The organism is Arenimonas sp. (assembly GCF_035721105.1).
Taxonomy (GTDB): Bacteria; Pseudomonadota; Gammaproteobacteria; order Xanthomonadales; family Xanthomonadaceae; genus Arenimonas.
Window position 1 is genome coordinate 1 of the sequence record NZ_DASTNG010000082.1, and the last position, 12,198, is coordinate 12,198.

At 67.9% G+C, this 12,198-nt stretch carries 10 protein-coding genes; 5 read left to right on the top strand and 5 right to left on the bottom strand.

Going from position 1 to position 12,198, the window contains the following annotated elements; genetic code table 11:
• Positions 1 to 356: 356 nt before the first annotated feature.
• Positions 357 to 1,208: a glycosyltransferase family 2 protein gene (locus VFQ84_RS13055; protein ID WP_325132071.1), complete on the bottom strand. Its 852-nt coding sequence runs from the start codon at positions 1,206 to 1,208 to the stop codon at positions 357 to 359.
• A 137-nt stretch (positions 1,209 to 1,345) separates the two neighbouring features.
• On the opposite strand from VFQ84_RS13055, the gene pilB reads away from it, so the two are divergent.
• The 4 genes from pilB to coaE are packed head-to-tail and all read left to right on the top strand — an operon-like array spanning position 1,346 to position 5,821.
• On the top strand, positions 1,346 to 3,073 hold the full coding sequence (gene pilB, locus VFQ84_RS13060) for a type IV-A pilus assembly ATPase PilB (protein WP_325132072.1): 1,728 nt from the start codon (positions 1,346 to 1,348) through the stop codon (positions 3,071 to 3,073).
• Positions 3,074 to 3,076: 3 nt separating this feature from the next.
• The gene (locus VFQ84_RS13065; RefSeq protein WP_325132073.1) at positions 3,077 to 4,324 is read left to right on the top strand and encodes a type II secretion system F family protein; all 1,248 of its coding nucleotides are present in this window, start codon (positions 3,077 to 3,079) and stop codon (positions 4,322 to 4,324) included.
• A gap of 5 nt (positions 4,325 to 4,329) precedes the next feature.
• Positions 4,330 to 5,196, top strand: a complete 867-nt coding sequence (locus VFQ84_RS13070; protein WP_325132074.1) for an A24 family peptidase — start codon at positions 4,330 to 4,332, stop codon at positions 5,194 to 5,196.
• Positions 5,197 to 5,200: 4 nt separating this feature from the next.
• The gene (gene coaE, locus VFQ84_RS13075) at positions 5,201 to 5,821 is read left to right on the top strand and encodes a dephospho-CoA kinase (RefSeq protein WP_325132075.1); all 621 of its coding nucleotides are present in this window, start codon (positions 5,201 to 5,203) and stop codon (positions 5,819 to 5,821) included.
• Positions 5,822 to 5,876: 55 nt separating this feature from the next.
• Here coaE and VFQ84_RS13080 read toward each other — a convergent pair whose 3' ends face one another.
• The 3 genes from VFQ84_RS13080 to VFQ84_RS13090 form a co-directional block, all read right to left on the bottom strand.
• Positions 5,877 to 6,833, bottom strand: a complete 957-nt coding sequence (locus tag VFQ84_RS13080; RefSeq protein ID WP_325132076.1) for a Nudix family hydrolase — start codon at positions 6,831 to 6,833, stop codon at positions 5,877 to 5,879.
• A gap of 9 nt (positions 6,834 to 6,842) precedes the next feature.
• A complete protein-coding gene (secA, locus tag VFQ84_RS13085) occupies positions 6,843 to 9,587 on the bottom strand; it encodes a preprotein translocase subunit SecA (protein WP_325132077.1) in 2,745 nt (914 codons plus the stop codon).
• A 132-nt stretch (positions 9,588 to 9,719) separates the two neighbouring features.
• Complete coding sequence (locus VFQ84_RS13090; protein ID WP_414637053.1) at positions 9,720 to 10,634, bottom strand: M23 family metallopeptidase; 915 nt, start codon at positions 10,632 to 10,634, stop codon at positions 9,720 to 9,722.
• Here VFQ84_RS13090 and VFQ84_RS13095 point away from each other — a divergent pair.
• Entirely contained in the window at positions 10,618 to 11,124 is a 507-nt protein-coding gene (locus VFQ84_RS13095; RefSeq protein WP_325132079.1) for a DciA family protein, read from the top strand. The two genes, VFQ84_RS13090 and VFQ84_RS13095, sit on opposite strands and share 17 nt — an antisense overlap.
• Positions 11,125 to 11,224: 100 nt before the next feature.
• Here VFQ84_RS13095 and lpxC read toward each other — a convergent pair whose 3' ends face one another.
• Positions 11,225 to 12,136 (bottom strand): UDP-3-O-acyl-N-acetylglucosamine deacetylase, encoded by a 912-nt coding sequence (gene lpxC, locus VFQ84_RS13100; RefSeq protein ID WP_325132080.1) that lies wholly within the window; start codon positions 12,134 to 12,136, stop codon positions 11,225 to 11,227.
• Between the last annotated feature and the right edge of the window lie 62 nt (positions 12,137 to 12,198).

Genomic DNA, 12,198 nt, shown 5'->3' on the forward strand with positions numbered 1-12,198 from the left:
TTCTGCGTTGTCGAGGATGCTGCCAGGCATCGCCTCGGGGACAGTTGGCACGATGGTGATGACATGGAGATCTTCCGTGAAACACCTGCGCAACTCATCATGGACAAGCCGGGGTTCTGGCTCTAGCGGCGAGCTCGGATACACGAATGCCAGAATCAGCATGGTCGACGAAGTACTCGTCATACGCTGAGTGGGTCGCAAAATAGTGGGCGATCACTCCGGAGCCGGTCCCGATCTCCAGCAACCGCAACCGCCTGTCCGCCATCGCGCCGAGCTTCAGGAGTGCTGCAACCTTTTCCGCTTTCGGCAGACGCCCTGCCGGATCGAGGGCAGCATGCGGAAGGCGGCGCTCGGCCTCAGGCATCGCGGCGGTACGTCAGCGCGGTGATCTGCTCGGAGATCAGGCCGATCAGGAAGACGATGACGGCGGCGCTCCACAGCAGCGTGCTCATGTTGGTCAGGCGGCCGGTGTGGAGGAAGGTCCAGGCATAGTTGGCGCAGCCAAGCAGGAAAAACACGGCACTGGCTGGCAGGAACAGTTTCAGCGGCGCATACAGGGTGGCGATCTTGAAGATGATGACCAGGAAGCGCAGGCCGTCGCGCAGCGGCCGGATGTGGCTCTTGCCGACGCGCTGCGCGGCCTTGATCGGCAGGTAGGCGACGGCATAGGCGCTGCGGAAGAAGGCCATGGTGCTGGTGGTGGGGTAACTGAAGCCGTTGGGCAGCAGGTGCAGGAACTCGCGGAACTTGTCGGCCCGCACCGCCCGGAAGCCGGAGGTCAGGTCCTTCACCTCGTGGTTGGTCATCCAGCTGGCCAGCCGGTTGTACAGGCGGTTGGCCAGGCCGCGGCCGACGCTGGCCTGGCCACTGCCGTCGCGTGCACCGACCACCATGTCGAAGCCGGCCTCGAGGCGGGCCAGGAGTTGGGGGATCAGGGCGGGGTCGTGCTGGCCGTCGGCGTCCATGAACACGATCACCTCGCCGGTCGCCGCCCGGGCGCCGCGCTTGATGGCGGCGCCATTGCCCATGGAGTAAGGCGCGGAGAGCACCCGGGCCCCCAGCGAGGCCGCCACGGCCGCGGTGTCGTCCGTGGAACCGTCGTCCACCACGATGACCTCGGCCCCGGGCAGGGTCGCCGCCAGGGCGGGCAGTGTCCTGCGCAGGCCCTCCGCCTCGTTTTTGGCAGGCAACACCACACTGACCTTCATGGCCACCCCCGAATGGACCCGACCCCAAGCTTACTTGATCCCACCCCCCTCCTGACTATAAGAAGGTGTTGCAAGAGGCTGGCCAGCGGCCATTTTTCGGGTACAGTTGGCCCAACCGCGCGTCTCTGGGGAGCAGAGTGAACGCCAACGCTACCGCCAACCTGGTGGGCATCACCGGCATCGCCCGGCGCCTGGTGCTGGACGGCGTGCTGGGCGAAGCCGATGCGCGCAAGGCCCTGGACGAGGCCAGCAAGCAGAAGCGGCCCATCCACCTGTACCTGCTCGAGAAGAAGCTGGTCACCAGCGCCCACGTCGCCGGGGCCAATGCCGTCGAGTTCGGCATGCCGCTGTTCGACAGCGCCGCCCTGGACCTCAACCAGGCCGCCACCAAGCTCGTCAGCGAAGAGCTGATTACCAAGCACCAGGCGCTGCCGCTGTTCAAGCGCGGCAACCGGCTGTTCGTGGGCATCGCCGACCCGACCAACACCCGGGCCCTGGACGAGATCAAGTTCGCCGCCAACCTCACCGTCGAGCCGATCCTGGTCGACGAGGAAAAGCTCCGCCGCAGCATCGAACAGGCCCTGACCGCCAGCGACAGCATGGGCGACAGCATGGGCGACGACGAGGGCCTCGAGAACCTCGAGTCCACCGGTGGCGACGATGATGCCAACGACAACATCGCCGACTCCAAGGGTGGCGACGACACCCCGGTGGTGCGCTTCGTCAACAAGGTGCTGCTGGATGCCATCAAGCGCGGCGCCTCCGACATCCATTTCGAGCCCTACGAGACCGAGTTCCGGGTCCGCCTGCGCATGGACGGCATCCTGCGCGGCGTCGCCAAGGCCCCGGTGAAGCTGCACCCGCGCATCACCGCGCGCCTGAAGGTCATGGCCCAGCTCGACATCGCCGAGCGCCGCCTGCCCCAGGACGGCCGCATCAAGCTCAACATCTCCAAGACCAAGCAGATGGACTTCCGCGTGTCCACCTGCCCCACGCTGTTCGGAGAGAAGGTCGTGCTGCGACTGCTCGACGGCAGCGCGGCCAAGCTGGGCATCGACAAGCTGGGCTACGAGGAAGACCAGAAACAGCTCTACCTCGACGCCCTGGCCAAGCCCTACGGCATGATCCTGGTCACCGGCCCCACCGGCTCGGGCAAGACCGTGTCCCTGTACACCGGCCTGAACATCCTCAACACCGAGGAGCGCAACATCTCCACCGCCGAGGACCCGGTCGAAATCCGCGTCCCGGGCATCAACCAGGTGCAGATGAACGTCAAGAAGGGCATGACCTTCGCCGCGGCCCTGCGCAGCTTCCTGCGCCAGGACCCGGACGTGATCATGGTCGGCGAGATCCGCGACCTGGAGACCGCCGAGATCGCGGTCAAGGCCGCCCAGACCGGCCACCTGGTGCTGTCCACCCTGCACACCAACGACGCCCCGCAGACCGTGTCGCGCCTGATGAACATGGGCATCGCGCCCTACAACATCACCTCGTCGGTCACCATCATCATCGCCCAGCGCCTGGCGCGCCGGCTGCACGACGCCTGCAAGCGGCCGATCACCCTGCCGGAGAACGCGCTGCTGGCGGAGGGCTTCACGGCCGACGACATCAAGGCCGGCATCAACCTGTACGAACCGGGTGGCTGCGAAGACTGCAACGACGGCTACAAGGGCCGCGTCGGCATCTACCAGGTGATGCCGATGGCCGAGAACATCCAGTCCATCATCCTCGAGGGCGGCAATGCCCTGCAGATCGCCCAGGCCGCGCAGGATGCCGGCGTCCGCGACCTGCGGCAATCCGCCCTTTACAAGGCCCGGCAAGGCGTCACCAGCCTGGCTGAAATCAACCGCGTGACGAAGGATTAAGCCATGGCGACGACCGCTGCCAAAACCACCCAACAGCGCACCAACGCGATGGAGAACTTCATCTGGGAGGGCACCGACAAGCGCGGTGTCAAGATGAAGGGCGAGACCACGTCCAAGAACGCCAACCTGCTGCGCGCCGAACTGCGCAAGCAGGGCATCAATCCGACCGTGGTGCGGACCAAGTCCAAGCCGCTGTTCGGCAACGCCGGCAAGACCATCAGCGCCCAGGACATCTCGGTCTTCAGCCGCCAGATCGCCACCATGCTGCAGGCTGGCGTACCGATGGTGCAGAGCTTCGAGATCCTGGCCGGCGGCCAGAAGAACCCGCGCATGCGCGACATGCTGCTCGACATCCGCGACTCGATCGCCGGCGGCAGCTCGCTCAGCGAGGCGATGGCGCGGCATCCGGTCCAGTTCGACGCCCTCTACCGCAACCTTACCCGCGCCGGCGAAGGCGCCGGCGTGCTCGACACGGTGCTCGACACGGTCGCGACCTACAAGGAGCGCACCGAGGCCCTGAAGGGCAAGATCAAGAAGGCGCTGTTCTACCCCGCCGCCGTCATCGCGGTCGCCATCCTGGTCAGCGCCATCCTGCTGATCTACGTCGTTCCGCAGTTCGAGGAGGTCTTCAAGGGCTTCGGCGCCGACCTGCCCGCCTTCACCCAGATGATCGTCAATGCCTCGCGCTTCCTGACGGCCTGGTGGTGGCTGGTCCTGGCCGTGGTCGCCGGCAGCATTTTCGCCTTCATGTTCGCCTACAAGCGTTCGGCGGCCCTTGAGCGCAACGTCGACCGCCTGATGCTGAAGATCCCGGTGATGGGCCAGATCCTGCACCAGTCGGCCATCGCCCGCTTCGCGCGCACCCTCGCCCTGACCTTCAAGGCCGGCGTGCCGCTGGTGGAGGCGCTGGAAACGGTCGCCGGCGCCACCGGCTCGATCATCTACAACGAAGCCGTGATGCGCATCCGCGACGACGTCTCGGTGGGTTACCAGCTCAACGTGGCGATGAAGCAGGTCAACATCTTCCCGCACATGGTCGTCCAGATGACCGCGATCGGCGAAGAGGCCGGCGCGCTCGACACCATGCTGCTCAAGGTGGCCGAGTTCTACGAGCAGGAAGTCAACAACTCCGTCGATGCCCTGGCCAGCCTGATCGAGCCCTTCATCATGGTCATCATCGGCGTCCTGGTCGGCGGCATGGTCATCGGCATGTACCTGCCGATCTTCAAGCTCGCCTCCACCATCAGCTGATCCGGATGCTTGAGCTCATCCAGTCCACGCCGGGCCTCGCGCCCGGCCTGGCCTTCATCTTCGGCCTGCTGGTCGGCAGCTTCCTCAACGTCGTGATCCTGCGCCTGCCGCCCTGGCTGGAGTGGGACTGGCGCAAGACCAGCCGCGAGATGCTCGAGCTTCCCGAGCCGTACGAGCCGGCCCCGCCTGGCATCGTGGTCCAGGGCTCGGCCTGCCCCAAGTGCGGCCACAAGCTGGCGCCCTGGGAAAACATCCCGGTCCTGAGCTGGCTGGCCCTGCGCGGGCGCTGCCGCGGCTGCGGCGGCGCCATCTCGATCCAGTACCCGCTGGTCGAGCTGGCCACGGGCCTGCTGTTCGCGGCCTGCGTGCTGCGCTTCGGCGCCGGCCCCGAGGCGCTGGCGGCCATGGTCTTCACCGGCTTCCTGGTCGCCCTGGCCGGCATCGACCTGCGCACCACCCTGCTTCCCGACCAGCTCACGCTGAGCCTGCTGTGGATCGGCCTGGGCCTGTCCACGGTCACCCTGTTCAGCTCGCCCACCCAGGCCATCTTCGGCGCCATCGCCGGCTATCTCAGCCTCTGGACGGTCTACAAGCTGTTCAAGTGGCTGACCGGCAAGGAAGGCATGGGCTATGGCGACTTCAAGCTGCTGGCCGCGCTGGGCGCCTGGTGCGGCGCGACCGCCATCCTGCCGATCGTGCTGATCTCGTCCCTGATCGGCGCCGTGGTCGGCACGCTCTGGATCACCTGGCGCGGCGCCGATCGCGCCACCCCGATCCCGTTCGGCCCCTACCTGGCCGCCGCCGGCTGGGTCCAGTTGCTCTGGGGTCCACAGCTGATCCAGGCCTACCGCAGCTTCTCCGGCCTGGACTAGCGCGATGGCCGCGACCCGGGTCGCCGTGACGGGGGGCGTCGCGTCGGGCAAATCCGCGGTCACCGCCGCGTTCGAAGCCCTGGGCGCCAGCGTGGTCGACGCCGATATCGCCGCCCGCGAAGTCGTCGCCCCCGGCCAACCGGCGCTTGCCGGGATCGCGGCCCGCTTCGGGAGCGAGAGCCTGCTGCCGGACGGCCAGTTGGACCGCGCGGCCATGCGCCGGCGGGTGTTCGCCGACCCGACCGCGAAAGCCGACCTCGAAGCCCTGCTCCACCCGCCCATCCGCGCCTGGCTGCAGGCCGCCTGCGATGCGGCGACCGGGCCGTACGTGGTGGTGGCGATCCCGCTGTTGGCCGAAGGCGGGGGGCGCGCGCGCTACCCGTGGCTGGACCGCATCCTGGTGGTCGACGTGCCGCAGGCCGTGCAGACCGCCCGCCTGATGGCCCGGGACGGCATGGATCCGGACCTGGCCCGGCGGATGGTGGCGGCCCAGGCCAGCCGCGCCGAGCGGCTGGCGATCGCGGACGACGTGATCGTGAACGACGGGACCTTGGCCGACCTGGAGGCCGCGGTAGGCCGGCTGCATCCGCGGTACCTCGCGTTGGCCGAAGCGCTTCGGGCGTGAAGGCCCGCCTGCACGCGCCCCCGTAGGAGGGGCCTTCAGGCCCGAACCGCTGGCTTCACCGCGGCCAGAGGCCTCGGATGCCCGCCACGCCCTGCCCGCCATGGCGGCGGGCCACGGCGACGTCCGCCGGCTTCATCCCGCCCAGCGCATAGATCGGCAGCGACACCGCCTCGCGCAGTTCGGCGAAGGCCTCCCAGCCCAGCGGCACGGCCTCCGGATGGGATTCGGTGGCGCGCACCGGGCCCAGCACGACGAAATCCAGGCCCAACCGCTCGGCCTGGGCCAACTGCCCGGCGTCATGGCAGGACGCGGCCACCGGCTGGCCGGCGGCGAGCGCCGGGCGCTCGGCCAGCGCCATCAATTGGCTGGCCCGCAGGTGCAGGCCCAGCCCCAGGTCGGCCGCCAGTCCGGGCTCGCCGTTGAGCAGCAACTGGGCGCCCTTGGCGCGGCAGCGGATCTGGGCGTCGCGGGCCAGGAGGGCGAGTTCCTTCGGGGCCATGCCGCGGGCGCGCAGCTGGATGCGGCGGGCGCCCGCGGCCAGGGCCTTGTCCAGTCGCGCCAGGCAGCCGGGACGGTCCTCGGGCTCGGGCGTGATCAGGTAGCGATCGGGGGCCGTCAGCGCCGCCACGACGGGGCGGTCGGCGGGCGGCATCGGGTAGCTGGCCAGCTTTTCCAGCGGCGCCCAGGCCAGGGCCTGGCGCTCCAGCCCGTGGGCCGTGCCTTCGAACTGGGTCACCTCGTAGACATCGAGCACGATGCGCTTGGTCGGGTAAGCCTGGGGCACCGCCACCAGCGGCCGCGCCGACACCACGCGGATGCCCAGCTCTTCGTGCAGCTCGCGATCGAGGGCCTGCAGGGCGGTCTCGCCCGGTTCGACCTTGCCGCCCGGGAACTCCCAGGCGCCGGCCAGGTCACGGCCGGCGGTGCGGCGGGCCAACAGGATCCTGCCGCGGGCGTCCCGGAGGACGGCCGCGACCACATGCACCGGGGGCTTAGGTCGGTCGCCGGGCATGCGTGGGGATCACTCCAGGCGGCCGTGGCACTGCTTGTACTTCTTGCCGCTGCCGCAGGGACAGGGATCGTTGCGGCCGATCTTCGGCTCCTCGCGGACCTGCGGGGAGGCCAGCACGCCTTCGCCACGGGCGGCCTGCGCCTGGGCCTGGGCGGCTTCCTCGTCGGCGCCGTAGCCGCCGGTCTCGGGATGCTGGAACTGCATCTGCTGCGACTTGGCGGCCAGGCGCTGGCGCTCGGCGGCCTCCATCGCGGCCACTTCTTCCTCGTTGCGGATGCGGACGCGGGCCAGCAGCGACACCACCTCCAGCTTCACCTTCGACAGCATGTCGCCGAACAGCTCGAAGCTCTCGCGCTTGTACTCCTGCTTGGGCTGCTTCTGGGCGAAGCCGCGCAGGTGGATGCCCTGGCGCAGGTAGTCCATGCGCGCCAGGTGCTCCTTCCAGTTCTGGTCGAGCACGTTGAGCATCAGGTGCTTTTCCAGCGTGCGCATCATCTCGGGGCCGAGCTGGGCCTGCTTGGCCTCGAACAGGCGCGTCGCGGCCTCTTGGGCCAGGTCGTGGATGCGCTCGTCGTCGATCGCCTCTTCCTTGGCGGCCGGACCCTGCAGGTCGACCTCGAGGCCGAACTCGTCGGCCAGGGCGCGCTCGAGGCCCGGCAGGTCCCACTGCTCGTCGATCGATTCGACCGGCACGTAACGGCGGACGATCTCGGACACCACGTCCTCGCGGATGGCGAGCACGGACTCTTCCACCGACTCCGACTCCAGCAGCTCGTTGCGCTGCTGGTAGATGACCTTGCGCTGGTCGTTGGCGACGTCGTCGAAGTCGAGCAGGTTCTTGCGGATGTCGAAGTTGTGGGCCTCGACCTTGCGCTGGGCGTTCTGGATCTGCTTGGTCACCAGGCCCGACTCGATGACGTCGTTCTCCTTCATGCCCATGCCGCGCATGGCGCGCTGCACCCAGTCGGCGGCGAAGATGCGCATCAGGTTGTCTTCCAGCGACAGGTAGAAGCGGGACGAACCCGGATCGCCCTGGCGGCCGGCGCGGCCGCGCAGCTGGTTGTCGATGCGGCGGCTCTCGTGGCGCTCGGTGCCAATGATGTGCAGGCCGCCGAGGGCCTTCACTTCGTCATGGCGCTTCTGCCACTCGGCCTTGGCGCGGGCCTTGTCGGTGTCGCTGGCCTCTTCGCCGAGCTTGTGCAGCTCGGACTCGAGCGAGCCGCCCAGCACGATGTCGGTACCGCGGCCGGCCATGTTGGTGGCGATGGTGACGGCCTTGGGCATGCCGGCGTTGGCGACGATCTGCGCCTCGCGCTCGTGCTGCTTGGCGTTGAGCACCTCGTGCGGGATGCCGGCCTGCTTGAGCTGGTTCGACAGCAGTTCGGAAGTCTCGATCGAGGTCGTGCCGACCAGCACCGGCTGGCCGCGGCCGAAGCAGTCCTTGATGTCCTCGACGACGGCGTCGTACTTGGCCGGGCGGGCCAGGTAGACCAGGTCGGGATGGTCCTTGCGGACCATCGGGCGGTGGGTCGGGATCACCACCACTTCCAGGCCATAGATGGTCTGGAACTCGAAGGCCTCGGTATCGGCCGTGCCGGTCATGCCCGCCAGCTTGGCGTACATGCGGAAGTAGTTCTGGAAGGTGATCGAGGCCAGGGTCTGGTTCTCGCGCTGGATCGGCACGCCTTCCTTGGCCTCGATGGCCTGGTGCAGGCCGTCGGACCAGCGGCGGCCGGCCAGCGTGCGGCCGGTGAACTCGTCGACGATGATGACTTCGCCGTCGCGCACGATGTAGTCCACGTCGCGCTGGAACAGCGCATGCGCGCGCAGCGCCGCGTTGAGGTGGTGGACCACGGCCAGGTTGTTGCCCGAGTAGAGCGTGTCGTCCTCGGCGATGATGCCGGCCTGGCGCAGCAGCGCCTCGGCGTGGACCATGCCCTGCTCCGAGAGGTGCGCCTGCTTGCCCTTTTCGTCGACGAAGAAGTCGCCCTCGCCGTCTTCCTTCTCCTGGCGGACCAGCTTGGGGACGATGCGGTTGGTCTTGACGTACAGGTCCGGGGAATCATCGGCCGGGCCGGAGATGATCAGCGGCGTGCGGGCTTCGTCGATCAGGATCGAGTCGACTTCGTCGACGATGGCGAAGAACTGGCCGCGCTGGAAGCGATCGTCCTTCGACAGCGCCATGTTGTCGCGCAGGTAGTCGAAGCCGTATTCGTTGTTGGTGCCGTAGGTGATGTCGGCGGCGTAGGCGCCCTTCTTGTCCGAGTGCGGCATGCCGGGGTAGACGACGCCGACGGTCAGGCCCAGGAAGTTGTAGAGCTTGCCCATCCAGGCCGAGTCGCGCTTGGCCAGGTAGTCGTTCACCGTGACCACGTGCACGCCCTTGCCGGCCAGCGCGTTGAGGTAGACCGCCAGGGTCGCGACCAGGGTCTTGCCTTCGCCGGTGCGCATCTCGGCGATGCGGCCCGAGTGCAGCACCATGCCGCCGATCAGCTGCACGTCGTAGTGGCGCAGGCCCAGTGCCCGCCGGGAGGCCTCGCGGCAGACCGCGAACGCCTCGACCAGCAGGGAGTCGAGGCTGGCGCCGTTGGCCACGCGCTCGCGGAACTCCTCGGTCTTGCGCTTGAGGGCGGCGTCGTTCAGGCGCTCCAGCTCGGGCTCCAGGGCGTTGATCGCGGCGACGTTCTTCTGGAACTGGCGCAGCAGTCGATCGTTGCGGCTGCCGAAGATGCGGGTGAGCAAGCTGTTGAGCATGGGGAAAACCGGTAGGGGAAAGGACCGCGCAGGGCGCGAAATGAAACGGCCGCGGCAGCCCTCGGGGGGCGTCGCGGCCGTCTAGTCTAACTTGGGGACGGGGTCGGGACTATCAAGCCCCGGCCCGGAGGCTCAGCCGCGGACCTTTTCCAGGTACTGGCGCGGGTTGACCTGGCGGCCGTTGAGCTTGACCTCGAAGTGCAGGTGCGAGCCGGTGGATCGGCCGGTGGAGCCGACCCGGGCGATGTTCTGCCCGGCACGCACGACGTCGCCAGCCTTCACCAGGTTGGCGGAATTGTGCGCGTACAGGGTCTTGTAGCCGTTGCCGTGGTCGATCTCGACGACGTTGCCGTAGCCGCCGCGCACGCCGGAGAAGCTGACCACGCCCTCGGCGGCCGCGGTGACCGGGTCACCGCTGTTGGCGTCGATGTCGATGCCGAGATGGTGGGCCTGGCCGCGACCGAAGGGATCGTTGCGGCCGCCGTAGCGGGAAGAGATGTAGCCCGGGGCGGGCATGCCGGCCGGGGTGCTGTTGCTGTCGAGGGCCTGGTCGAAGAGCAGCGCCTCGAGCACGTTCAGCTGGCGACCGGAGCGGTCGAACTGCGTCTGCAGCTGGTCGAGGCTGGCCAGCAGGTCGCCCGAGGGCACGTCGCCGGCGGACTCGCCGCCGCCCTGGCCGGGCAGCTCGCCGAAGTTGAATTCACCGTCCTTGAGCTTGCCCACGCGGGTGAGGCGATCGCCGAGGGCGTTGAGGCGGTTGGCCTGGGCCTGCAGTTCGCCGACGCGGGCTGCGATGGCGTTGACTTCGCGCTGGGCCTCGTCGCGGGCCTGCACCAGCTCCTGCGCCTGGAGGTCGAGCTGCGCCTGCATGCGGGCGATTTCCTCGAGGGCGGCGCCGTTGGCGCCCCGCGCCAGGTAACCCGCGCCGAAGGCCGTCGCGAGCACCAGGAAGATGGCGCCCAGGGCGATGCCGGCTACTTTCGGTTGGTCGAACGCCAGTTTTTTTGGCGCCCGGAGGAATTTTGCTGCGATGATGACATTCATCATGTCTGAACCACCTAAAACCCGCGTCCGCGGCGCCGCGTCGTCGCCTGCCCTGCCCCCGCTGGCGCTTGAAGCGCTGGCTGGTTCCGGGCTGGCCAACGTGGTCGAACGCGCCAAATGGCTGGCCACGCTCGATCCGTTGCTGCGCCAGAGTCTCCCCGCCACCTTGGCCGACCAATGCAAGTTGGCCAACGTGGATGACAAGCACTTGGTGTTCCTGGTGAGCGCGCCGGTCTGGAAAGCCAAGCTGCGGCTGCATGCCGACGCCCTGCTGGACGCGGCGGCCGCGGCCGGCCTCAAGGCCCGGACGCTCGTGGTGAAGGTGTCCGCTCCGGTGACGCCCGTCCCCACGGGGACCGGTCCAACGAGGACACTTTCCGAGGCAGTCCGCGATTCACTGCGGGCCACCGCCCAATCGGTTTCCGATCCGGAGCTCCGGGCACAGCTTCTGAGGCTGGCCTCGTCATCCCGGTCGGGGACCGACGGGGCATGATGCCCCGGCTTTCCCGGCCAAGTCGTTAACCGAACGTTAAACGGGGGTCAGCCTTTGTGACCCGGGTCTCGTTTCGCTGTCGCGAAACGAGACGCCCTCCTCACACCGCCTGGGCGGGATGGGCGTAGGAAATCGGCGCCAGCGCCGGGTCCTCGAAGGTGACCTCTTCCCAGGCCGAGGTGTCGGCCAGCAGGGTCCGGAGCAGCTGGTTGTTGAGCGCGTGGCCGGACTTGTAGCCGTAGAACGCGCCGATCAGGCTGTGGCCGAGCAGGTAAAGGTCGCCGATGGCGTCGAGGATCTTGTGCTTGACGAACTCGTCCTCGTAGCGAAGGCCGTCCTCGTTCAGCACCCGGTAGTCGTCGAGCACGATGGCATTGTCCATCGAGCCGCCCAGCGCCAGGTTGCGCTCGCGCAGGAACTCGATGTCCTTCATGAAGCCGAAGGTCCGGGCCCGGCTCACTTCCTTGACAAAGGAGGTGGTCGAGAAGTCGATCTCGGTGCTGGAGGTCGACTTGTTGAAGATCGGATGCTGGAAATCGATGGTGAAGCCGACCTTGAAGCCGTCGAACGGCTCGAAGCGGGCCCACTTGTCGCCGTCCTCGACCTTGATCGGCTTGAGGATGCGGATGAAGCGCTTGGCCTTGGCCTGCTCTTCGATGCCCGCGGACTGCAGCAGGAACACGAAGGGGCCGGCGGAGCCGTCCATGATCGGCACTTCGGCCGTCGACAGGTCCACGTAGGCGTTGTCGATGCCCAGCCCGGCCATGGCCGACAGCAGGTGCTCGATGGTCATGACCCGGGTGTTGCCTTCCACCAGCGCGGTGCACAGGCTGGTGTCGCCGACCTTCTCGGCCTTGGCGTGGATTTCCACCGGGGTTTCGAAGTCAACGCGCCGGAACACGATGCCGGTATCGGGCGCAGCCGGGCGCAAGGTCATGTAGACCTTCTCGCCGCTATGCAGGCCGACGCCGGTGGCGCGGATGACGTTCTTGAGGGTTCTTTGTCTGATCATTTTTGTGGCGTTCTCCGCTCAGGAGCGCGCAAAACCGCTCGAACCATAGCACAGGGCGCAAT